General features: G+C 56.4%; 20 protein-coding genes. 6 read left to right on the plus strand and 14 right to left on the minus strand.

Translation table 11 applies throughout. From position 1 onward, the window contains the following. Positions 1-9 precede the first annotated feature (9 nt). The 14 genes from QN378_RS08150 to QN378_RS08215 all read right to left on the minus strand — a co-directional run bounded on the left by QN378_RS08150 (position 10) and on the right by QN378_RS08215 (position 15,486). Positions 10-339: a hypothetical protein gene (locus QN378_RS08150; RefSeq protein WP_322201614.1), complete on the minus strand. Its 330-nt coding sequence runs from the start codon at positions 337-339 to the stop codon at positions 10-12. After that, on the minus strand, positions 336-1,244 hold the full coding sequence (locus tag QN378_RS08155; protein ID WP_322206824.1) for an alpha/beta hydrolase: 909 nt from the start codon (positions 1,242-1,244) through the stop codon (positions 336-338). Before QN378_RS08155 ends, QN378_RS08150 begins: the two co-directional genes overlap by 4 nt. A gap of 83 nt (positions 1,245-1,327) precedes the next feature. After that, the gene (locus QN378_RS08160; RefSeq protein ID WP_322201612.1) at positions 1,328-2,605 is read right to left on the minus strand and encodes a flavohemoglobin expression-modulating QEGLA motif protein; all 1,278 of its coding nucleotides are present in this window, start codon (positions 2,603-2,605) and stop codon (positions 1,328-1,330) included. Positions 2,606-2,649: 44 nt separating this feature from the next. Then, positions 2,650-3,204, minus strand: coding sequence for a hypothetical protein (locus QN378_RS08165; protein WP_323549409.1), 555 nt, complete (start codon positions 3,202-3,204; stop codon positions 2,650-2,652). Between the two features lie 2 nt (positions 3,205-3,206). After that, positions 3,207-3,938: a TetR family transcriptional regulator gene (locus QN378_RS08170; RefSeq protein ID WP_323549408.1), complete on the minus strand. Its 732-nt coding sequence runs from the start codon at positions 3,936-3,938 to the stop codon at positions 3,207-3,209. Between the two features lie 59 nt (positions 3,939-3,997). Then, complete coding sequence (gene lysS / locus QN378_RS08175) at positions 3,998-5,500, minus strand: lysine--tRNA ligase (protein WP_323567412.1); 1,503 nt, start codon at positions 5,498-5,500, stop codon at positions 3,998-4,000. A 118-nt stretch (positions 5,501-5,618) separates the two neighbouring features. After that, positions 5,619-6,714, minus strand: a protein-coding gene (gene prfB / locus QN378_RS08180) for a peptide chain release factor 2 (protein WP_322168031.1) whose coding sequence is annotated in 2 segments (ribosomal slippage) — positions 5,619-6,641 and positions 6,643-6,714 — 1,095 coding nt in all. Because the reading frame shifts where the segments join, the coding sequence is not laid out codon by codon here. Positions 6,715-6,937: 223 nt separating this feature from the next. Then, entirely contained in the window at positions 6,938-7,945 is a 1,008-nt protein-coding gene (locus QN378_RS08185; RefSeq protein WP_322201604.1) for a PleD family two-component system response regulator, read from the minus strand. Positions 7,946-7,990: 45 nt separating this feature from the next. Next, on the minus strand, positions 7,991-9,001 hold the full coding sequence (locus tag QN378_RS08190; RefSeq protein ID WP_322201602.1) for a chemotaxis response regulator protein-glutamate methylesterase: 1,011 nt from the start codon (positions 8,999-9,001) through the stop codon (positions 7,991-7,993). Next, positions 8,998-11,364 carry a hybrid sensor histidine kinase/response regulator gene (locus QN378_RS08195; RefSeq protein WP_323550883.1) on the minus strand — a complete coding sequence of 789 codons (2,367 nt, stop codon included), beginning with the start codon at positions 11,362-11,364 and terminating at the stop codon, positions 8,998-9,000. Before QN378_RS08195 ends, QN378_RS08190 begins: the two co-directional genes overlap by 4 nt. Beyond that, positions 11,361-12,050, minus strand: coding sequence for a chemotaxis protein CheW (locus QN378_RS08200; RefSeq protein ID WP_322201598.1), 690 nt, complete (start codon positions 12,048-12,050; stop codon positions 11,361-11,363). The genes QN378_RS08195 and QN378_RS08200 overlap by 4 nt, the downstream gene beginning before the upstream one ends. Beyond that, a complete protein-coding gene (locus tag QN378_RS08205) occupies positions 12,047-13,324 on the minus strand; it encodes a CheR family methyltransferase (RefSeq protein ID WP_322201596.1) in 1,278 nt (425 codons plus the stop codon). The genes QN378_RS08200 and QN378_RS08205 overlap by 4 nt, the downstream gene beginning before the upstream one ends. After that, positions 13,321-13,854 carry a chemotaxis protein CheW gene (locus QN378_RS08210; RefSeq protein WP_323550882.1) on the minus strand — a complete coding sequence of 178 codons (534 nt, stop codon included), beginning with the start codon at positions 13,852-13,854 and terminating at the stop codon, positions 13,321-13,323. The genes QN378_RS08205 and QN378_RS08210 overlap by 4 nt, the downstream gene beginning before the upstream one ends. A 9-nt stretch (positions 13,855-13,863) precedes the next feature. Further along, on the minus strand, positions 13,864-15,486 hold the full coding sequence (locus QN378_RS08215; protein WP_322201592.1) for a methyl-accepting chemotaxis protein: 1,623 nt from the start codon (positions 15,484-15,486) through the stop codon (positions 13,864-13,866). Positions 15,487-15,785: 299 nt separating this feature from the next. Here QN378_RS08215 and QN378_RS08220 point away from each other — a divergent pair, with 299 nt between their 5' ends. The 6 genes from QN378_RS08220 to QN378_RS08245 all read left to right on the plus strand — a co-directional run bounded on the left by QN378_RS08220 (position 15,786) and on the right by QN378_RS08245 (position 22,578). After that, a complete protein-coding gene (locus QN378_RS08220) occupies positions 15,786-16,700 on the plus strand; it encodes a LysR family transcriptional regulator (RefSeq protein WP_322201590.1) in 915 nt (304 codons plus the stop codon). A 135-nt stretch (positions 16,701-16,835) separates the two neighbouring features. Continuing rightward, positions 16,836-18,293, plus strand: coding sequence for a gamma-aminobutyraldehyde dehydrogenase (locus QN378_RS08225; RefSeq protein WP_322201588.1), 1,458 nt, complete (start codon positions 16,836-16,838; stop codon positions 18,291-18,293). 160 nt (positions 18,294-18,453) lie between these two features. Beyond that, entirely contained in the window at positions 18,454-19,605 is a 1,152-nt protein-coding gene (gene ydcS, locus QN378_RS08230; RefSeq protein WP_322201586.1) for a putative ABC transporter substrate-binding protein YdcS, read from the plus strand. A 162-nt stretch (positions 19,606-19,767) separates the two neighbouring features. Then, on the plus strand, positions 19,768-20,808 hold the full coding sequence (locus QN378_RS08235) for an ABC transporter ATP-binding protein (protein ID WP_322201584.1): 1,041 nt from the start codon (positions 19,768-19,770) through the stop codon (positions 20,806-20,808). A 2-nt stretch (positions 20,809-20,810) separates the two neighbouring features. After that, positions 20,811-21,761, plus strand: a complete 951-nt coding sequence (locus tag QN378_RS08240) for an ABC transporter permease (protein ID WP_323550881.1) — start codon at positions 20,811-20,813, stop codon at positions 21,759-21,761. Beyond that, positions 21,751-22,578, plus strand: coding sequence for an ABC transporter permease (locus tag QN378_RS08245; RefSeq protein WP_322201580.1), 828 nt, complete (start codon positions 21,751-21,753; stop codon positions 22,576-22,578). The genes QN378_RS08240 and QN378_RS08245 overlap by 11 nt, the downstream gene beginning before the upstream one ends. The last annotated feature ends 19 nt before the right edge of the window (positions 22,579-22,597 follow it).

The raw sequence follows: 22,597 nt of genomic DNA on the forward strand, positions 1-22,597 counted from the left end.
AGTTTTACTTTAAGGCTGCAATTGCTGCGGGGTTTCTTGGCCCATGCAATGCACGGCTTGTTTGTTGCCATTAACTAAGACGCCGCTCAAGCCTTTCTGTGCGGTGTCGAACAAGACCAATACGCCGTCAATGCACTGTGCGACTTCGGTAGCAGGATCCACGGAAATTTTGTAATCCTCACCTGGCACGGTCTTGAGCATGGTGAATTCACTCAACAACAACGCATCTTCGGGCTTGGCAAAATGCAAATAGCCGTAATACCAGAGACAACCGACGGTGCCGAGGATGCAGCCAATGCCGGTAAGGATCAGGGGGATTGCGTTACGTTCTTCGCTCATTGCGGACTCTCTGAATGTTCGATTTCTAAATGCTGAGTTGCGGGTTGCACAACGGGGGTCTCCGGATAATTCGGTACTTCGGCCAATCGACGCAGCCCATTGAAGTGCTGCGGATCTTCCAGATAACGCAGCAACACCTGACGCCAGGTCGGGTCAAAGAACGTTTGCACATGGCCACCCCGCGTCAATTGCAGGACCCGCGGCGGCGGCGCAGCTTGATACAGACTGATGCCATTGGAAAGTGGGACCAACGTATCGTCGATGCTTTGAAACATCATGATGGGCGTGCCCGCCAGCTGCGGCATTCCTTTGATGGCGCTTTCTGAGTCCGGGATCAGCCATGACAGTGGCGTTTGCAGCGGCCAGGTCAGCCACGACGTGCTCAAGGTGTAGCGCGCAACATCCCGGTAGCTGGCCGGCGTGCCGTCTAACACCAAGGCTTTGACCCGCGCCCTTTGCTGTGGATGCTCAGCCAAATAATGTACCGCCAGTGATCCACCGATGCTTTGTCCCAAAACCACCAGGGGCTTGCCCTGTACCTGCGGCGCGGTATTGAGCCAGGCAAAGGCAGCGTCGATATCTTGATAGATCGCCGGCAAGCTTGGCTCGCCTTGAGACAACCCGTATCCCCGGTAATCCAGCAGTAACACTTGGTAGCCCTGCGCCGGCAGCCAATAACTGCCACCCAGATGCCACGCCAGATTGCCGCCATTGCCATGCAAGTGCAAAACCGTGCCTTTGACCGGCACCCCGGCTTTTCCAGGCAGCCACCAACCATGCAAGTGCGTGCCGTCAGCCGCGATCAATGTGACATCGCGGAATTGCACATGGGCTTTTTCAGGGGTAAAGGGCAAGCCGGGTTCAGGGTAAAACAACAGGGAGCTGCAACCTGCCAGGGTCAGCATCAACGCTAATGCAGCGAAAATCTTCACCTGATATCCCTTTTGGTTGCGATGGCTGGACGACACGGTAGGTAGGCGCGTGAAAATTACAAAATATTGGAATAGTCCGCTTCGATCCGGTCCAGGCTCAGGTGGTTGAGGAAGTTCGAGAAACACATCCAGGCAGACAACGCATTCATGTCGCGGAACTGCTCGGGCAGGTACTTGGGTGGCACCACCAAGCCTTCATCGACCAGTTGACGCAAGGTGCGCATGTCTTCCAAGGTGGTCTTGCCACAGAACAACAGCGGCACTTGCTCCAGTTTGCCTTTACGCACGGCCAACTGAATATAGTTGTAAACCATGATGAAGCCCTTGAGGTAGGACAAGTCTTTGGTGAATGGCAGACCGTTGGGCACCGAACCACGAAATACGCGACTGGCGTTGCCGTAGCTTTCGGCCATTTCAAATCCCTGCTCGCGATAAAACTCGAAAACCTGCAGGAAATCAGCGCCCTCTTCGGCCATGTGAATGGCACGTGTACGGTTGGTCAACTTGCGCAGGCGGCTCGGATAAGAAGCAAACGCGATGACTTCCATCAGGATCGCCAAACCTTCTTGAGTCACCGTCGACGACGGAGGTCCTTTTGACAAGAAGGTACAGATTGGCTGGTTTTGACCGTTAAGCGTAGTCCCGACATGGACCAGCCCCTCGTGTACTTCGAGCGCACGCACATCACGCTCGTTGAACATAGCGTCAGTACGGATCTTGATGTAGTCGGCACCTGCTGCCGCATCGGCAACGATTCCGTCGGACTCGAACACCCGAATAGTTGACTCCGCCTCGCCGAACACTTTGTTCAGTCGCGATTGCAATCTATCCACCGCGTCTTTCGCGGTGAGGGTTTTCGGTTCGTCTTTGAGGTCGCCTCGGCCCGCAATGTTATTTAGGTAGTCAGAAAGCATCATGCCCAAGTCGGCCAGCGTAGGATCACCAGCATGGAAGGCGTCGGAAGCGGCGCCATACAGTTCTTGGGAGATCAGGCCAAAGTCTGGCGTACCTCGCGCTTCGAGCATGCGGATGACCATGCGGTATTCCTTGCACATGCGCCGCATGATCTGCCCGACCGGGTTGAATTGGCCCAGCTGCCGGGTGATGTCGCGCTCAATGTTCTGGAACTCCAGCTTCACTGCGTTAGAGTCGAAAGCCAGCGGGCGATTGTCGTAATAGGCGCGATCCACGGCGGGCATTTTCTTGCCCTTCGCTTCGAGGAAGCCCTTGCGAACGTTGTCGTCCCACTTCACCGCGTCGAGCACCCGGATTGGGGTTTGAGCCACGACGATACGGTCCGACAACGCACGAATAGTCTGCTGGTAATCGTCCACCCGATACTCCTTGCTAAATGACGGCTCGCTGCATACAGGCGCCGCTACTGAATCAGGCGCTGGTATCGCGCCATTTCGATGAATACATCGGAATTCGCCGGATCGTCGAGATAGCGAAACACCTGATCCAGGGGGCTAGTGACCAACACACCGTCGCCTTTTTCGGTTTCCAAATTGTCTGCCGCCAAGAGCTTCTGGTCGACCAACTGATTGATCCGATCAATATCGAGGGGGTAGACCACTAATTCATGGGTTTCGGTCAATTCAAACCCGGCAATGACGAAATTAGCGCCATATTTTTTTGGCAAGGCTGCCGACAGGTACCAGCGACTGCCATGCCGCGACACGGTAAACGTGTACTCGTCACGGTTTTTGCGGTCCCCCTTGCGGTAGCTGACGGCTTTGTACTCGTGATTGCCTAAACGGGTAATCTCCAGTTCAAGCGCATCGCCCCAGGCGTTTTGACTTGTCCACTTGCCAAGCAGTCCAGCGGGCGCGTCGTCGCTTGCCGCAATAGGGTCTTTGAACGTGACCAGACAGCCGCTTAATAACAAGAACGATAAAGCGATGACGACTGAGGATGTCCTGAAAAATCGCATATTTACTCGCTGGTCAGTGTTGGTGCGCCCAGTACCAAATGCATGTAACGGGTAAGAATTCCAAGCATTGTTTCGTCCCCATCAGGCTGCGGACCGTCTAGCAGGCCCTGATATTCCATCCGACAGATAATCCCCGTCAACACTTGAGCGTCCTGTTGCGGTTGCGTCGACCCCATAACCTGTAAAAACTGGAAGGTGCCCTGCAGCAAAATCTGCTGATGTGCACTCACTAACTGCACCAGCCGCGGGTTGATCAACGCCTCATGATGGAATGCATGCTCAGCGATCAAATGCTCGCGTCGTGTGGTCAATTGATGGCGCAGGTATTCAAGGGCCATCAACGCAATGTCGTCGGCCAATTGAGCCCGCGATTGGGCACTGCCATCGCTGAGTGCAAGCATGCCGCGCAGCACCACTTCAGTATTGCCCCATAGTTTGGCCATGTAAGCCGCACTGCGTTCGACGTATTGGGAAAAGGCGTCAGTGATCAGGTCGTCCATGTCTTTGAAATAGTAAGTGGTGGCCGAAAGCGGCACGCGGGCTTCAGTGGCCACTGCGCGATGGCGCACAGACCGTACGCCATCACGTACGACAATTCGCATCGCCGCGTCGAGAATGTCTTGTCGACGCTGCTCACTGCCCCGCTGACTGGCTTTACGCCCTTGATATTGAACACTGAGCGCCACCGCCGTTGCGATGCCAGCAGCCCCTTCTTGAGCGATGCCACGGGTCACGATGGGTCTCCTTTAGCGTATAAAAAAGCCGCCTCATCGGGCGGCTTCTTCATCGATTATTACGCTTGTGGGCGCATATGCGGGAACAGGATCACGTCGCGAATCGACGGTGCGTCGGTCAGTAGCATCACCAAGCGGTCGATGCCTATGCCTTCACCAGCGGTGGGCGGCATGCCGTATTCCAACGCGCGAACGAAGTCAGCATCGTAATGCATGGCTTCATCGTCACCGGAATCCTTGTCGCGAACCTGCGCCTGGAAACGCTCGGCCTGGTCTTCCGCGTCGTTCAACTCGGAGTAGGCGTTGGCGATTTCACGACCGCCGATGAACAATTCGAAACGGTCGGTGACGTTAGGGTTGGTGTTGTTGCGACGTGCCAGCGGCGACACTTCGAACGGATACTCAGTGATAAACGTCGGCTGTTCGAGTTGATGCTCGACCAGCTCTTCGAAAATCATGGTTTGCAGCTTGCCCAGACCTTCAAAGCCTTTAACCGCAGCACCGGCCTTCTTGGCGATAGCGCGGGCCTTGTCAATGTCTTCAAGGTCGGCCGCGGTGATGTCCGGGTTGTACTTGAGGATCGATGCGAACACCGAGATGCGCTGAAACGGCTCGCCAAAGTGGAATACTTTGCCTTGATAAGGCACATCAGTACTGTTCAAGACCAATTGCGCCAGCTCACGGAACAGCTCTTCAGTAAGGTCCATGTTGTCTTCGTAATCGGCGTATGCCTGATAGAACTCAAGCATGGTGAACTCAGGGTTATGCCGAGTCGAAACGCCTTCGTTGCGGAAGTTGCGGTTGATCTCAAACACTCGCTCGAAACCACCAACGACCAAGCGCTTGAGGAACAGCTCCGGTGCGATACGCAGGAACATGTCCAGGTCCAGGGCGTTGTGATGAGTCTCGAACGGTTTGGCCGCAGCCCCGCCGGGAATGGTTTGCAACATGGGTGTTTCCACTTCAAGGAAATCACGCTTCATGAAGAAGGCACGAATGTGCGCGATGACTTGTGAACGAGTGCGGAAAGTGTCGCGGACTTCTTCGTTGACGATCAAATCAACATAGCGCTGGCGGTAACGGGTTTCGGTATCGGTCAGGCCGTGGTGCTTATCCGGCAGCGGGCGCAGTGACTTGGTCAGCAAACGCACGTTGGTCATTTCAACGTACAGGTCGCCTTTGCCGGAACGGGCCAAGGTGCCTTCAGCAGCAATAATATCGCCCAAGTCCCAGGTCTTGACCGAGGCCAAGGTGTCTTCTGACAGAGTCTTGCGGTTGACGTAGACCTGGATGCGACCGGTCATGTCCTGAATCACCATGAACGAGCCACGGTTAAGCATGAGACGACCCGCAACCTTGACCGGAATCGCTGCAGCCAACAGCTCTTCCTTGGTCTTGTCGGCATACTGCTTCTGCAAGTCATTGCAGTAGCTGTCGCGGCGGAAGTCGTTGGGGAAGACATGGCCTTTGGCGCGCTCGACGGCAAGTTTTTCCTTGCGCAGGGCGATCAGGCTGTTTTCTTCCTGTTGCAGGTCTTGCGGGTCGAGTTGTTGGTCGCTCATGTCTTGGATTTCCATCACAGGTTCGGTGCCCTCGCCAGAGACGAGGGACTTGAATCGGGGCTATTGATCAATGCCTGATCAGCGCCGCTGCGTCTTGAAACGAAGTGTGCACATCTGACTACAGTCCTTGCTTGAGGCTGGCCTCAAGGTATTCGTCGATGTCGCCGTCGAGTACGTTGTTGCAGTCGCTGCGTTCGATGTTGGTGCGCAAATCCTTGATCCGCGACTGATCGAGCACGTATGAACGAATCTGATGACCCCAGCCAATGTCCGACTTGGTGTCCTCAAGGGCCTGCGAAGCGGCGTTGCGCTTCTGCACTTCCTGCTCGTACAAACGCGCTCGCAACATTTTCATCGCGGTGTCTTTGTTGGAATGCTGGGAACGTTCATTCTGACAGCTGACCACGGTGTTGGTCGGCACGTGAGTAATCCGTACCGCAGAGTCAGTGGTGTTAACGTGCTGACCACCGGCACCGGACGAACGATAAGTATCGATCCGCAGGTCCGACGGGTTGATGTCGATCTCAATGTTGTCATCGATTTCCGGGGAAACAAACACCGCGGAGAATGAGGTATGACGACGGTTGCCGGAGTCGAACGGACTCTTGCGCACCAGACGGTGCACGCCAATCTCGGTGCGCAACCAACCGAACACGTACTCACCTTTGATGTGCAGGGTCGCGCCTTTGATTCCAGCGACTTCACCGGCAGACAACTCCATGATGGTCGCGTCGAAACCGCGTTTATCCGCCCATCGCAGGTACATGCGCAGCAAGATGTTGGCCCAATCTTGAGCCTCGGTCCCGCCGGAGCCGGCCTGGATATCGAGGTAAGCGTTGTTAGCGTCCATCTCACCGCTGAACATCCGGCGGAATTCGAGTTTTTCAAGCGATTCGCGCAGGCGCTCTACTTCAGCGGCCACATCATCCACGGCAGCTTGATCTTCTTCTTCAGCCGACATCAGCAACAGGTCTTTGGCGTCGTTCAAACCGGAGGACATTTCGTCCAGGGTGTCGACGATCTGTGCCAGCAAGGAACGCTCGCGGCCCAGGTTCTGTGCATATTCGGGGTTGTTCCAGACAGCAGGATCTTCAAGCTCGCGATTGACTTCGGTCAGGCGCTCATGCTTTTGATCGTAGTCAAAGATACCCCCGAATGGTTTCGGAACGCTCGGACAGGTCCTTGATGCTGTTTAGAATCGGGTTGATTTCCATGGTAGGCAGCACTCGTAGGCGAACTTTTGAAAGCCGACGAGTATACCCCACAGAAGACCGCTAAGGCAGCCTGTTAAGCAGCGCTGGCGGGATTATTGTGCCTGATATCGCGCAATCCCCGTAGCAGCCGACTGGTTGGCGGGGGTCATGTCAGGCTGATCGAATAACGCCTCTCGCGAACAAGCTGCCTAATACAGAGGGCCGCGCGACATTTGCGAAAACACTACCCACCCACCACCACTTGATTACGCCCGTTGTTCTTTGCTGAATACAGGCCCTTGTCGGCCTCTTGAATCAGTTGGCGGCTGTTAGAGCCCGGCTGAGGGATCATGGTCGCCAAGCCGATGCTGATCGACAAAGTGGAACCCGGCACCGGGGAGTTGTGTGGGATTGCCAGGGCGGTCACGGTGTGGCGCAGTTTTTCTGCTAGCAATCGCGCGCCGCCCGGTGACGTGTTGGGCAACACCAGCGCAAATTCCTCGCCGCCGTAACGTGCCGGCAGATCGGAAGGACGCGCACAGCTTGCGCGGATTGCCTGGGCGACCCCGCGCAACGCCTCATCGCCTTCCAAATGGCCAAAGCTGTCGTTGTAGGCCTTGAAGTAATCGACGTCGATCATCAGTAGCGACATTTGGGTCTGCTCACGCGCAGCCCGACGCCATTCCAACTCCAGGTATTCGTCGAAATGCCGACGATTGGACAACCCGGTCAGGCCGTCGGAGTTCATCAAACGTTGCAACACCAGATTGGTGTCGAGCAACTGCTGTTGGCTGACGCGCAGAGCGCGGTAAGCTTCGTCGCGCTGAAGCAGGGTCATGTAGGAGCGCGAGTGATAACGAATGCGCGCCACCAATTCAATAGTGTCCGGCAGCTTGACCAGATAGTCATTTGCGCCAGAGGCAAACGCCGCGCTTTTGATCAGCGGGTCATCCTTGGTCGATAGCACAATGATCGGAATATCTTTGGTTTGAGGATTGTTGCGGTATTCGCGGACCAGCGTCAGTCCGTCAAGGCCTGGCATCACCAGATCCTGCAGGATCACCGTCGGTTTAATTAAAATGGCCTGACTGACCGCTTGATGGGGATCGGCGCAAAAATGGAAATCGATGTTTTCTTCGTTGGCAAGGCCACGTCGCACAGCTTCACCGATCATCGCCTGGTCATCAACAAGCAGCACCATCGCAGAGTTTTCGTCGGTTTTTTTAAAACCATCTATTTGTAAGTCATGCATGACGGGGCTCCCGCGAGTTGGCTGGAAAAAAACTCATCTCAATGATCATTGGGCGAACACCTCCATTAATCTGGATGCGATTTTTTCCAGGGGCCTTATTTCAACGGCCGCATCTATGGCTGCAGCAGCCTTAGGCATGCCGTACACCGCACTGCTCTGCTGATCCTGCGCAATGGTCAGAAATCCCTGTTGGCGCATTGACTTAAGCCCTTCGGCACCGTCACGCCCCATACCTGTCAACAACACACCCACCGCATCTCCACTCCAAAAGCGGGCCACACTGTCGAAGAACACATCGATAGAGGGCCGATAAATTTCGTTCACAGGCTCAGCCGTATAGGCCAAGTTGCCGTTTTTCAACAAGCGAATATGGTGATTGGTACCGGCCAATAAGACCGTGCCGTTTTGCGGGGGTTCGCCGTCGCAAGCCAACCGCACCGGTAAACCTGAAGCGCTGCTTAGCCATTCGGCCATGCCCGCCGCAAAAACCTGATCAACATGCTGCACCAGCACAATGGCCGCCGGGAATGTCGTCGGCAATCCTTTAAGCAGTATTTCCAATGCGGCGGGACCACCCGCAGATGAACCAATAGCAACTAATCCGCGACGCTGGACACTTTGCCGCAACGGGGTCAAGACGGTGCGTACGCGGCTGTCGCGCTGGCCAATCAGCCAGCCAATATTAAGAATCTTGCGCAGTAATGGAGCTGCGGCATCCTTTGGATTACCGGCACCAAGCGATGGAGTGTCAACCACATCCAGTGCACCATACCCCATGGCTTCGAATACCCGATGGACATTTTGCTCCCGGTCGACAGTCACAATGACGATGGCGCAAGGCGTCGCGGCCATGATTTGGCGGGTGGCCTCTACGCCGTCCATGACTGGCATGATCAAGTCCATCAAGATCAAGTCAGGTGTCAATTGAGCGCAACGCTCAACCGCTTCGGCGCCATTGCTTGCTATCCAGATCACCTGGTGTTGCGGTTCCAAAGCGATGGCACGGCGCAACGCTTCGACCGCCATGGGTATATCGTTGACGATTGCGATTTTCATCCTTGCGCACTCCCTATCAACTCCGTGACCGCGTCCAGCAGGGCATCGTCATGGAAGCTGGCTTTGGCCAGGTAGTAATCCGCGCCAGCATCCAGGCCGCGCCGACGATCTTCTTCTCGATCTTTGTAGGAAACCACCATCACCGGCAAAGATTGCAAACGGCTGTCGCGACGCAGCAACGTCACCAGTTCGATGCCGTCCATGCGTGGCATATCGATGTCTGTGATCAACAAATCGAAATCCTCGGCACGCAACGCGTTCCAACCGTCCATGCCGTCGACTGCAACAGCCACTTCATAGCCACGGTTGACCAGCAACTTGCGCTGCAGCTCCCTCACCGTCAGTGAGTCATCCACTACCAGCACGCGCTTGCGCACCGCCTTATCAACCTGTTGGCTGCGGCGGTCAATACGTTCCAGTCGCCCTGTATTGAGGAGCTTTTCCACCGACCTCAACATGTCCTCGACGTCGATGATCAATACCGCTGAACCATCGTCCAATAACGCCCCGGCAGAAATGTCCTGGACCTTACCCAGACGCGGATCAAGAGGCAGCACCACCAGCGTTCGCTCGCCGACGAAGCGCTCCACGGCCACGCCATACACGGCGTCACGTTCGCGTATCACGACGACCTTCAGCACCTCAGACACCGACGTGCTCTGCGGTCGCTGAAGTAGCTGACTCGCGGCAACCAGGCCAACATGTCGTCCCTCGTGCCAAAAATGCTGACGACCTTCAAGCTGCACAATTTCGTCGGATTTCAAATCCCGCATGCGCTCGATGTGAGCCAACGGGAAGGCATAAGCCTCACCACCGACTTCCACCACAAGGCTACGGACTACCGACAGCGTCAGCGGAACTTCAATATGAAAACAGCTGCCCTGTCCAGCGCCTTGCTCTAGCTCAACCGAACCGCGCAATTGGCGGACCATATGCTGCACGGCGTCCAGACCCACGCCGCGCCCGGACACCTCAGTGACCGTCTCGCGCAGGCTGAAACCGGGCAAAAACAGAAAACTCAGCAGCTCTTCTTCACTTAATTGTGCGGCGGTCTCGGTGGGCGATAGCTGGCGCTCGATAATGCTGCGGCGCAGCCTGTCCAGATCGACTCCTGCGCCGTCGTCGCTGATCTCCAATACCAACAACCCGGCCTGGTGGGAAGCTTTCAAGCGGATCAACCCTTCAGCGGGCTTGCCTGCTAGCAACCGCTCTGCGGGAAACTCCACGCCATGGTCAACTGCATTGCGCAACAGATGCGTCAATGGCGCTTCGAGTTTTTCCAAGACATCGCGGTCAACCTGAGTCTTCTCACCCTCAATCTCTAATCGCACCTGCTTACCCAGCTCGCGACCCAAGTCACGAACCATGCGAGCTTGCCCGCCCAATACATCGGCAAAGGGTCGCATCCGACACGCCAGCGCGGTGTCGTAGAGTTGTTGGGCACGCCGACCGGCATTCCAACCAAACTCGTCCAGCTCAGCCGTTTGCTGGGTCAACATCGCTTGGGCCTGGGATAACAAACGCCGTGATTCTTCCAGTGCGTCATGGACTTCAGCGCTGGCGCCCGCTTCATTAAGCTTCGCTTCAAGACTGTCCAGGGCTTGACCGCTTTGGTTTTGCAGGCGTTTGACCCGTTGCATCGTCGCTAAATATGGTTTGAGCCGCTGGGTCTCAACGAGGGCTTTGCTCGACAGATCGAGCAGACTGTTCAGACGTTCAGCGGTAACACGCAAAACACGCTCGCCGCCTTCTGTGTCTTGACGCCTGCGCCGTGAAACACGGGACGAGGCAGAGCTGACATCAGTCGTCGGTGCCGCGCTCTGCGCGGGTGCGACCTCAAGTGCCAAGGCGTCAAGCCGTAGCGCCTGCGCCAACAAATCAGCAGTCGAAAAGTCGGTTGTAAGAGTCGCTGAAGTCGACAGTAGAGATTCAAGTGATGGCGGCAGCGCGGGCGACTTTGCAACTACAACCGTGGGCGCCAGCAAACGGTTCATTTGCAACACGTAGGCGTTGATATCTTCCGGCCTGACGCCGGTACTGCCTGGCGTGGCGATGCGCAACAATAAATCAGTACCCAGCAGCAAAGCGTCGATATGTTCAGGCATCAGGTACAAGCGCGACTCTTGAGCGCTGACCAGGCAATCTTCCATTACATGAGCGACGCTGACTCCAGCATCAACCCCAACAATCCGCGCCGCACCTTTGAGCGAATGGGCAGCACGCATACACGCTTCCAGATGATCGGCTTGGGTTGGATTGCGCTCCAGCGCCAACAACCCCGTACTGAGAACCTGGGTTTGCGCTTCGGCCTCTAACGCAAAGAGCTCGAACAACGAAGCGTCGCGCATTTGCTCTGGGGTCATGAGAAGCTCCGGTTCATGGCCGACAGCAACTGGTCTTCATCGAGCAAGCGCAGACTGCGGGCTTTCCAGCGGATGACGCCCCGGGTGTATTTGGCATTGGCGTGCTGACCAGGATTCGATGCTGAATCCAAGGTGCCTTGGTCAATGGCGTGTATACCGTCGACTTCGTCCACCGGGACTACCGCCGGCCCACCCTCAGCGGTAATTATCAACATGCGAGGCATGATTCGGTTTGATGGATTGACTACCGCAGTACTGTCCAACCCAAGAAGCTCAACCAACGACACACACGCCACTAACGCACCCCTGACATTGGCAACGCCCAGCAAAGCTCGAGAGCGCTGATGTGGCAACGAGTGAATAGCCTGTAGTGGCGCCACTTCAATCAGACAGCGGGTAGGCAACCCCAGCCACTCTTCGCCCAGGCGAAATATAAGAACCGACCGGGTTTTAATTTCGTTATGAGCCTTGCTGCTGTGGGTCGGTATACGTTGTTCCTGAACCAGCGAATAGCGGTCCAGCAACCGCGTGGCCGCAGCAGAGTACACCGCGCAATTACGACAATGAATGTGCTCGACCAATAGTGGGCACGAACGCACGCCATGAATGCCGATGCGGTTCCAGCAATCATCAATTGCCTGAGTGTCCTCTTGAATCAAGCTCACCTCATTCTGCGGGGCGCTCATGGTTTATGTCCGTCCTTGCCCAAGCTCCGAGTTGCCCGCTCATGCAATCGTCGCGCACCCGCGAGATCACCCTGGGAGGTGAGTAGCGCCGCAAGCTGCGCTAACGCTTCGGGATGTTGCGGTTGCAGGTACAGCGCTTTGCGATACAAGCTTTGCGCCTCTAAGCGCTGACCACCAAGATCACTCAGCAGGCCCAACCAATAAAACACTTGCGCCGAGGGTTCAAACAGTTGCAGAAAACGCTCACAGCCCGCACGAGCCTCCGCGCTTCTACCCTGGTTCGCGAGGGCTGCGATGGTGCTCAGTAGACTGGCAGCGTCGGTATCCACGGCGGCGGGTTCAATGGATGACCGCTGCGTCAGGGTCGTGATTGACGGCCTGGCTACCAGCGGGCGTGGCGTCGACGGCCACGTCACGGGCGTGAGCGGCCGCGAAAGCGGCGGTGCCACCCCAGTGGCGACTGGCTCCGGAACGTTGTCGGCATGGCGACTGAAGGCGAACGACTGCGCAACGCCGATCGAACGCATCCCCAAGCGAGCCAGCAAATTCCCTTCAGCAGGGCCAATAAACAGCACTCCGTCCACACGGGTCCAGCCTTTGAGCACGTTGAACACCCGCTGTTGAGTCGCCAAGTCGAAATAGATCAGCAGATTGCGGCAGAACACAAAATCATAGGCTGGCTGAGCGGAAAACAAACCGGGATCAAGCACGTTGCCAGGCTGAAAGCTAACCTGCGCTTGCACGCGCTCGCTGATCAGCCAGCTGTCGTCTTTGGCGCTAAAGTGTCGGTCGCGAAACTCGATGTGTTCGCCGCGAAAGGAGTTCTTTCCGTAAATGCCATGTTGGGCGCGCTCGATTGATAGCGGGCTGATGTCTACGGCATCAATCTGAAATTGCTGCGGCATCAACCCGGTGTCGAACAACGCCATGGCGATTGAATAAGGCTCTTCGCCTGTGGAACACGGCAAGCTGAGAATGCGCAACGGCCGCACACCCATGAGTTCAGCCAAGCGTGCCTGAGCCAGCTTGCCCAAGGTCGCAAACGATTCCGGATAACGGAAAAACCATGTCTCAGGCACGATTACGGCTTCAATCAACGCTTGTTGTTCAGTGGCCGACGTGAGCAAAAGTTGCCAATAATCTTCGATGCTCTGGGACTTTGCCAGAATGCTGCGCTGCCGCACCGCACGCTCGATAATGGCCTCGCCCACAGACGCGACGTCCAGACCTATCCGGTTTTTAAGGAAGGTAAAAAAGTGTTGGTCACTGCTCATGGTTCACCCTCAAAAAGCTCGATGTCCGAAGACTTCACGGGGTAAAGCAGTTCGCGCACGGGATCACTGAGCAAGTCCTGCACTCGCACCCATTGCAACAAGCCTTTTTCATCCTCACGTACTGGCCCCAGATAAAGCGCCTGGGGGTTATCCAACCCGTAATGTTTGAACTCGGCAGGAAGGCAACGCAAGGTTTCGGTCGCTTGTTCGAGAATCAGGCCAAGCAGTTGGCTAGGACGATCGGCGTCCGGTCGATAGTTCACTAACACCAGCCGAGTACTGGTCCGAGCCTGTGCAGGATGGCCGAAGGTCAGCGCGCTAAGGTCGATAACCGGCACCATAGTGCCCCGATGCGCGAACACGCCTGCCACCCAATGCGGTGTCTGGGCAATGGGTTTGAGCTGCAGGCGCGGTAATACTTCTGCGATATCCACCGCCTCCAGCGCGTAACGCTCTTGGCCGATGAGAAACAGCAGAAATAAGGTGCTCCGTGGCGGTGAGGCGCCCCGCTTGGCCGATTGCTCAATCATCGCTCGTTCTCAAACTTTGAAACGCGACACGCCACTTCGCAACCCAACCGCCACCTGACTCAACTCGTCGATAGCGAAGCTGGCTTGGCGCAGCGAATCAACCGTCTGGCTACTGGCGTCACCCAATTGCACCAGCGCCTGGTTGATCTGTTCGGCACCCGTCGCCTGGGCCTGCATACCTTCATTGACCATCAACACGCGCGGCGCCAGCGCCTGCACTTGATGAATAATCTGTGAGAGTTGCTCGCCGACTTGGGTCACCTCGAACATGCCGCGCCGGACCTCTTCAGAGAATTTGTCCATACCCATCACGCCCGCAGACACTGCGGACTGAATTTCGCGAACCATTTGCTCAATGTCGTAGGTGGCCACAGCCGTCTGGTCAGCCAGACGCCGAACTTCAGTCGCAACCACCGCAAATCCGCGCCCATACTCGCCGGCTTTTTCCGCTTCAATGGCTGCGTTAAGTGAGAGCAGATTGGTCTGGTCGGCGACTTTGACAATGGTCACAACCACTTGATTGATGTTGCCGGCTTTCTCGTTAAGGATCGCCAGCTTGGCATTTACCAGATCGGCGGCGCCCATGACCGAGTGCATGGTTTCTTCCATACGCGCCAAGCCTTGCTGGCCAGATCCGGCGAGGATCGAAGCTTGATCGGCGGCGGTGGTGACTTCCGTCATGGTGCGTACCAGATCCCGAGACGTTGCTGCAATTTCTCGAGACGTTGCGCCAATTTCAGTGGTAGTGGCAGCGGTTTCGGTAGCCGTAGCTTGCTGTTGCTTGGACGTAGCGGCGATTTCAGTGACCGAGGTGGTGACTTGTACTGATGATCGCTGGGCCTGTGAGACCAGACCGGTCAGCTCGGCCATCATGTCGTTGAAACCAGTTTCTACTGCGCCAAACTCATCTTTACGTCCCAGGTTCAAGCGCTTGCTAAGGTCACCGGCGCGCATGATGTCGAGCACCCAGACGATCCGCCGCATTGGCGCCATGATCGCGCGCATCAACAGTAGTCCGCAGAAAACTGCGGCAATGATGGCAATCAGCAAGGAGACACCCATGCTGATTTTCGCGGAAAGCACCGTTGACGCGATTGAAGCCATCGACCGGTCTGCCGATTGTTTGTTTTGGACGATCAACGACGTCAGCAACGCGCGGCCCCGGTTCCACGAGGGTTCCATTTGTGAGGCAAACAGGTTGTGTGCCTTAACAAAATCATTGGCTTGATAGAGGGCGAGCACCTCATTGGTGATCTTTATATAGTCAGCATGCTGTTTCTCAAACTCATCGACAGACGCCTGATCCTCGGCGTCGAAAACCGTCTTGCGGTAGTTATTCAGTTCACCGACCAACGTATCTTCGTAGCCTTTGAAATTGCTGATTTCGGCAGGCGTGAGCACTCTGCCTTGGTCTTCACTGAACAACTGTAAGGTAGCGAGGTAACTGTTTACCCAGGCACTGCGAACCATGGTGCTGTAATAAAGACCAGGAAGGGCGTCGGTTTCAACCTTCTCTTCACTGGATTGAATCGATAACAGCCGGGTATACGACACGACAACCATCAATAACATGATGGCGATAATCACAGCGAAACTCGCCGATATTCGCTGGCGCAATGTCCAATTCTTCACGGTCCTGCCCTCAAGAGTTCAACTCGGCAGCGTTTGCCGCGTTCAAGAAGTGGACCGACAGGCGATCCAAAGCTGGCTGAGTATAGCCCAGGCCATTCGGCCTTAGATCGATGTTTCCCACATACTTTTGAGGTTTTTCCAACGCTTATTCGAGAAAAGCCCCAATGCAGTGCAAAACGTATAAACCGGGCGAAGTTGCAGCCTTTATCCGGACCTGAAGCAGGGCAAACGGGCCTATCGATAAAAAAGATATACACTCGAAAAAATCAATAAAAACGTTACCCACTAGAGCCATTCTCATGATGACGCTGCGTCAGATTCGTCACTTTATCGCGGTCGCCGAAACCGGTTCGATATCGGCGGCCGCCCAAGCGGTGTTCATATCTCAATCAACGCTGACTCTCGCCATTCAACAACTGGAGCAGGAAATCAGCGTATGCCTGTTCAATCGTCACGCCAAAGGCATGACCCTGACGCATCAAGGCCATCAATTTTTGCGTCAAGCGCATCTGATTCTGGCAACGGTGGACAACGCCAAGCGCAGCTTGCAACAGAGTACCGATCAAGTGGCGGGACAGTTGATCATCGGCGTGACCAGCTTGGTGGCAGGCTATTACTTGGCGGACTTGTTAACCCGTTTTCAGCGCGCCTACCCCAACGTCGAGCTGCGGGTGATGGAAGATGAGCGTCAATACATCGAACACCTGTTGGTAAGCGGCGAAATTGATGTCGGCGTATTGATCCTCTCGAACCTGGAAGATCGCCATGCGCTGCAAACAGAAGTATTGACCCACTCACCTCACCGGGTTTGGCTACCCGCACAGCATCCACTGCTGGAACACGACAGCATTAGCCTTGCGGACATCGCCCGCGAGCCGCTAATCCAGCTCAATGTCGATGAAATGGACATAAACGCGCTGCGCATGTGGGTCCGTGCCGGGCTGCAACCGCATATCACGTTGCGCACCGCCTCCACTGAAGCGGTGCGCAGCTTGGTCGCCGCAGGCCTGGGCGTGTCGATTCAGCCGGACATGACCTACCGCCCTTGGTCTCTGGAGGGCGACATCATCGAGGCCCGTCCGCTGGCCGACCTCACCCAGACCCTGGACGTCGGTTTGGCATGGCGCCGCGGCACCGCCAGACCAGCATTGGTCGACCCTTTTTTGACCGTTGCCCGAGAGCAACCGAACGCAGGACGCCGGCTATCTATTTAATCGAACGCTGCTTTCGGTATTTAGCATTTGTCGGCCGTACGTCCGCGCACTAGTCTCTGTGACAGAGCTAAGGCCGGGCGTGCAACGGAGCTTGCCTATGCATGGATGCCCCCGCCTAAAAAGAGAACAGCGAAAATGCCCGGTAACCCGACTCCATTATTCACTGCACTGCTGATCGACGGAGAACTGGTCGCTGGACAGGGCTTTGCCGAGCCGATTATCAATCCGGCCAACGGAGATGTCCTGATCGGCGTTGCGGAAGCCAGTACCGAGCAAGTTGAATCTGCCATTCTCGCTGCGCACCGCGCGTTTGCCAGTTGGTCGCGAACCACGCCGCAGCAACGCTCAGTCATTCTGTTGTCGATTGCCGATGCCATCGAAAAACAAGCCGACCTGTTGGCGCGCCTAGAATCGCTGAACTGCGGCAAGCCGCTGCACTTGGCACGTCAGGATGACTTGAGCGCAACCGTCGATGTGTTCCGCTTTTTCGCCGGGGCCGTGCGCTGTCAGATGGGGCAATTGTCTGGGGAATACCTGCCGGGTTACACCAGCATGGTCCGCCGTGACGCTATTGGCGTGGTGGCGTCCATTGCGCCATGGAACTACCCGATGATGATGGCCGCTTGGAAGATTGCCCCCGCGCTGGCGGCGGGTAACACGTTGGTGTTCAAGCCGTCAGAACATACGCCGCTGTCGATATTGGCATTGGCCCCTGTCCTGGCCGAGCTATTGCCCCGTGGGGTGATCAACATCATCTGCGGCGGTGGCGAAGGCGTCGGCAGCCATTTGGTCAGCCACCCGAAAGTACGTATGGTCTCGCTGACCGGTGACATTGTCACCGGACAGAAAATTCTTCAGGCCGCCGCCAAAACCCTTAAACGCACACACTTGGAACTGGGCGGAAAAGCCCCCGTAATCGTCTGCAACGACGCCGACATTCAGGCCGTGGTCGAAGGCGTTCGTACCTACGGCTATTACAACGCCGGCCAGGACTGCACCGCTGCGTGCCGAATCTATGCTCAAACCGGTATTCATGATCGCTTGGTGGCCGAACTCGGCGCGGCGGTCAGCAGCCTGCGCTTTGCCGGTAAACGCGACGCCGACAATGAAATGGGGCCGCTGATTAGTACTCGTCAGCGCGACCGGGTGGCCAGCTTTGTCGAACGTGCGCTGGGCCAGCCGCACATTGAGCGAATCACCGGCGCGGCCGTACATTCCGGCGCGGGTTTTTTCTATCAACCGACGCTGCTGGCGGGCTGCAAGCAAAGCGATGAAATTGTCCAGCGCGAGGTATTCGGGCCGGTGGTGACAGTGACCCGCTTCGATCAACTGGAACAGGCGGTGGACTGGGCTAACGATTCGGAATATGGCTTGGCGTCGTCGATATGGACCCAGAATCTGGACAAAGCCATGCAAGTGGCCGCGCGGTTGCAGTATGGCTGCACCTGGATCAACAGCCATTTCATGCTGGTCAGCGAAATGCCTCACGGCGGCTTGAAGCGCTCGGGCTATGGCAAGGATTTGTCCAGCGACTCACTGCAGGACTACAGCGTAGTGCGGCACATTATGGCCAAACATGGGGTGGCGTTATAAGCGGCAAGCTTCAAGCAAGAGCTGAATCAAAAACAAGAAGAATGGCTACACCCTGTGATCTTGCGGCTATACGTAATAGTAAGAGCGAAACCTCTTACGGCTTACAGCTTACAGCTGCCTGCAAAACTGCCCCGACCATAATTAAAGAAGAGGGAATTCCATGTCAGTGCTCAAGACCGCCGTACTCAGCGCTATTGTCACCAGCTTGTTCAGCAGTTGTGGCGTGCAGGCAGCAGAAATGCTTAAAACAGTGGGACCAGGTGAAGGCCAGCTCGATATTGTGGCGTGGCCGGGCTACATAGAGCGGGGGGAGAGTGATAAAGCGTATGACTGGGTGACAGGTTTTGAAAAGGAAACCGGCTGTAAGGTCAGCGTCAAAACCGCCGCCACGTCCGATGAAATGGTCAGTTTGATGGCCAAGGGCGGTTACGATCTGGTGACCGCATCCGGCGACGCATCATTGCGTTTGATCGTCGGTAAACGGGTACAACCGATCAACACTGCGCTGATTCCGAACTGGAAGAACCTTGATCCACGCTTGGTAAATGGACCGTGGTATGTGGTCAACAAGCAAACCTACGGCACACCTTATCAGTGGGGTCCGAACGTGTTGCTGTACAACACCAACGTATTCAAAACTCCGCCCGTGAGCTGGGACGTAGTGTTCAAAGAACAAAAGCTGCCCGATGGCAAGACCAACAAAGGTCGGGTGCAGGCGTATGACGGCCCGATCTACATCGCCGATGCTGCACTGTATTTGAAATCCATCCAGCCTGAATTGGGCATCAAAAACCCCTACGAACTGACCGAAACCCAATATAAGGCCGTGCTGAATCTACTGCGTGAACAACACGCGTTGATCCACCGCTACTGGCACGACGCGACCGTGCAGATGAGTGACGTGAAAAACGAAGGCGTCGCGGCCACCAGTTCATGGGGCTACATGGTCAATGGCCTGCAAACCGACAAACAGCCAGTGGCTTCGACCATTCCCAAAGAAGGCGCCACTGGTTGGGCCGATACCACCATGCTGCACGCCGACGCCAAACATCCAAACTGCGCCTACAAATGGATGGACTGGTCAATGCAACCGAAAGTCCAGGGGGATGTAGCCGCGTGGTTCGGCTCGCTGCCAGCTGTACCGGCCGCCTGTAAGGCCAGCGAACTGCTCGGGGCTGAGGGCTGTAATACCAACGGCTTCGACCAGTTCGACAAAATCGCGTTCTGGACCACTCCACAAGCTGAAGGCGGCAAGTTCGTGCCGTACAGCCGCTGGACCCAGGACTACATTGCGATCATGGGCGGCCGCTAACGCTGAATCTGCGGCATCCCTGTGGGGCGAATTCATTGGCGAATGACATTGCGCGGCTTTTCTAATAGACCGTGGCGCTTGCTTCCCGAATGAGTTCGGTTCCACACAGCCTGCACAGCGTTTCAAAGCCCACCGGGCTCTCGAATTTCGGAATCTTAAACCATGACACTCGCAGTCCAGTTCACTAACGTTTCCCGTCAGTTCGGCGAAGTGAAGGCCGTTGACCGGGTTTCTATTGATATTCAGGACGGTGAGTTCTTCTCCATGCTGGGCCCATCGGGCTCGGGCAAAACGACCTGCCTGCGCTTGATTGCCGGTTTCGAGCAGCCCAGCGCAGGGTCGATTCGTATTCACGGCGAGGAAGCCGCAGGCCTGCCGCCCTATGAGCGGGACGTTAATACCGTGTTTCAGGATTACGCACTGTTCCCGCACATGAACGTTCGGGACAACGTTGCTTACGGCCTGAAGGTCAAAGGCGTCGGCAAGACCGAACGCTTGAATCGCGCTCAGGACGCACTGGGCATGGTCGCATTGGACGGCTACGGCGAGCGTAAACCGGTGCAGCTTTCCGGTGGCCAACGCCAGCGGGTCGCCTTGGCGCGGGCACTGGTCAATCGGCCGCGCGTGCTATTGCTTGATGAGCCGCTGGGCGCGCTGGATTTGAAACTACGCGAGCAGATGCAAGGTGAACTGAAGAAGCTGCAACGCCAACTCGGCATCACCTTCATTTTCGTCACCCATGATCAAACCGAAGCGCTGTCAATGTCCGACCGCGTGGCGGTGTTCAACAAGGGTCGCATCGAGCAGGTCGATACCCCGCGCAATGTGTACATGAAACCGGCCACCACCTTTGTCGCCGAGTTTGTCGGCACCTCCAACGTGCTGCGCGGTGAATTGGCCTTGCAACTCAGCGGCACCACCCTGCCCTTTTCTATCCGCCCGGAGCATATTCGTTTCGCCGAAGGCCAGGCCGGCAGCCATGAGATTGAGGTCAGCGGTTTGCTGCACGACGTTCAATATCAGGGCAGCGCCACCCGCTACGAACTCACGCTCGATAACGGCCAGACCTTGAACATCAGCCACGCCAATAGCCAATGGCTGGACACCACGGCGCAGCACCAACCGGGGCAGCGGCTTATGGCCCGCTGGTCCCGTGAAGCCATGATTACGCTGCATGAAACTGCCTTGAGCGAGGGCGCGTAGTCATGAGCCAGGCCATCTCTCATCAGGCGATGCCGACTGGGCAACCGCCCTTGCGGCGGTTTTCCAATCTGCTGTATCGACGACCCAATCTGTACCTGTCTCTGCTGCTGATTCCACCGTTGTTTTGGTTTGGCGCGGTGTACCTCGGCTCGTTGCTGAACCTCTTGTGGCAGGGGTTCTACACCTTCGACGACTTCACCATGGCGGTCACCCCGGTCCTGACCCTGGAAAACTTCGCAGCTCTGTTCAATCCGGCCAACTTCGACATCATCACCCGCACCCTGAGCATGGCAGTAGCCGTGTCGGTTGCCAGCGGCATCATCGCGTTTCCCGTTGCTTATTACATGGCGCGCTACACCACCGGCAAAACCAAAGCGTTCTTTTACATCGCGGTGATGATGCCGATGTGGGCCAGTTACATCGTCAAGGCCTACGCCTGGACCCTGCTGTTGGCCAAAGGCGGCGTTGCGCAGTGGTTTGTTCAGCATCTGGGCCTGGAATCGATCTTACAGTTGATCCTGAGCATTCCCGAGATTGGCGGCAGCACCTTGTCGACCTCGAACGTGGGGCGCTTTCTGGTCTTCGTTTATATCTGGCTGCCATTCATGATCCTGCCGATTCAAGCCTCACTGGAGCGCTTGCCGCCTTCATTACTGCAAGCTTCTGCGGACCTTGGGGCCACGCCGCGCCAGACCTTCATGAACGTGGTATTGCCGCTGTCGGTGCCGGGGATCGCCGCCGGTTCGATTTTCACCTTCTCCCTGACCTTGGGCGATTTTATCGTGCCGCAATTGATCGGGCCGCCCGGTTACTTCATTGGCAGCATGGTTTACGCCGAGCAAGGCGCCATTGGCGACATGCCCATGGCGGCGGCCTTCACGTTGGTGCCCATCGTGCTGATTGCGATTTACCTGTCCATTGTCAAACGCCTGGGAGCCTTCGATGCGCTTTAACTCTTCGACTGGCAGCGCGCACGCACCTCTGGGCTTGAAACTGGCGGCCTGGGGCGGTTTGGTATTTTTGCACTTTCCGATCTTCATCATCTTCATGTACGCCTTCAACACCGAAGACGCCGCCTTCAGCTTTCCGCCACGGGGATTCACTCTCAAGTGGTTCAGCGTGGCCTTCTCGCGGACGGATGTGCTGGAGTCGATCAAGCTCTCGCTGGAGATTGCTTGCATCGCCACCTTGATTGCGATGGTCCTCGGCACACTGGCCTCCGCTGCGCTCTATCGCCGGGATTTTTTTGGCAAGGACGGTATCTCGCTGATGCTGATTCTGCCGATTGCACTGCCGGGAATCATTACCGGTATCGCCTTGCTCTCGGCGTTCAAGACGTTGGGCATCGAACCGGGAATGTTCACCATCATCGTCGGCCACGCGACCTTCTGTGTAGTAATCGTCTACAACAACGTTGTCGCTCGACTGCGCCGCACCTCCCACAGCTTGATCGAAGCATCCATGGATTTGGGCGCCGACGGCTGGCAGACCTTTCGCTACATCATCATGCCCAGCCTCGGCTCAGCCTTATTAGCGGGCGGGATGCTGGCGTTTGCGTTGTCGTTTGACGAGATCATCGTGACCACCTTTACCGCAGGCCATGAGCGGACGTTGCCGATTTGGCTGCTTAACCAACTCAGTCGACCGCGCGATGTGCCGGTGACTAACGTGGTCGCCATGCTGGTGATGCTGGTGACTATGCTGCCAATCCTTGGCGCGTATTACCTGACACGCGGCGGCGAAAGCGTCGCGGGCAGTGGTGGTAAATAACCAATTCCCCTGTAGGAGC

The sequence above is a fragment of the Pseudomonas sp. 10S5 genome (genome assembly GCF_035019745.1).
In the GTDB taxonomy this organism is placed as follows: Bacteria; Pseudomonadota; Gammaproteobacteria; order Pseudomonadales; family Pseudomonadaceae; genus Aquipseudomonas.

Excerpts from the sequence above, each read along its gene's own strand:
- QN378_RS08150 (WP_322201614.1), bottom strand. The coding sequence starts at position 339 with ATGAGCGAAGAACGTAACGCAATCCCCCTGATCCTTACCGGCATTGGC.
- QN378_RS08155 (WP_322206824.1), bottom strand. The coding sequence starts at position 1,244 with ATGCTGACCCTGGCAGGTTGCAGCTCCCTGTTGTTTTACCCTGAACCC.
- QN378_RS08165 (WP_323549409.1), bottom strand. The coding sequence starts at position 3,204 with ATGCGATTTTTCAGGACATCCTCAGTCGTCATCGCTTTATCGTTCTTG.
- lysS (WP_323567412.1), bottom strand. The coding sequence starts at position 5,500 with ATGAGCGACCAACAACTCGACCCGCAAGACCTGCAACAGGAAGAAAAC.
- QN378_RS08185 (WP_322201604.1), bottom strand. The coding sequence starts at position 7,945 with ATGCATGACTTACAAATAGATGGTTTTAAAAAAACCGACGAAAACTCT.
- QN378_RS08190 (WP_322201602.1), bottom strand. The coding sequence starts at position 9,001 with ATGAAAATCGCAATCGTCAACGATATACCCATGGCGGTCGAAGCGTTG.
- QN378_RS08195 (WP_323550883.1), bottom strand. The coding sequence starts at position 11,364 with ATGACCCCAGAGCAAATGCGCGACGCTTCGTTGTTCGAGCTCTTTGCG.
- QN378_RS08200 (WP_322201598.1), bottom strand. The coding sequence starts at position 12,050 with ATGAGCGCCCCGCAGAATGAGGTGAGCTTGATTCAAGAGGACACTCAG.
- QN378_RS08205 (WP_322201596.1), bottom strand. The coding sequence starts at position 13,324 with ATGAGCAGTGACCAACACTTTTTTACCTTCCTTAAAAACCGGATAGGT.
- QN378_RS08210 (WP_323550882.1), bottom strand. The coding sequence starts at position 13,854 with ATGATTGAGCAATCGGCCAAGCGGGGCGCCTCACCGCCACGGAGCACC.
- QN378_RS08220 (WP_322201590.1), top strand. The coding sequence starts at position 15,786 with ATGATGACGCTGCGTCAGATTCGTCACTTTATCGCGGTCGCCGAAACC.
- QN378_RS08225 (WP_322201588.1), top strand. The coding sequence starts at position 16,836 with ATGCCCGGTAACCCGACTCCATTATTCACTGCACTGCTGATCGACGGA.
- ydcS (WP_322201586.1), top strand. The coding sequence starts at position 18,454 with ATGTCAGTGCTCAAGACCGCCGTACTCAGCGCTATTGTCACCAGCTTG.
- QN378_RS08235 (WP_322201584.1), top strand. The coding sequence starts at position 19,768 with ATGACACTCGCAGTCCAGTTCACTAACGTTTCCCGTCAGTTCGGCGAA.
- QN378_RS08240 (WP_323550881.1), top strand. The coding sequence starts at position 20,811 with ATGAGCCAGGCCATCTCTCATCAGGCGATGCCGACTGGGCAACCGCCC.
- QN378_RS08245 (WP_322201580.1), top strand. The coding sequence starts at position 21,751 with ATGCGCTTTAACTCTTCGACTGGCAGCGCGCACGCACCTCTGGGCTTG.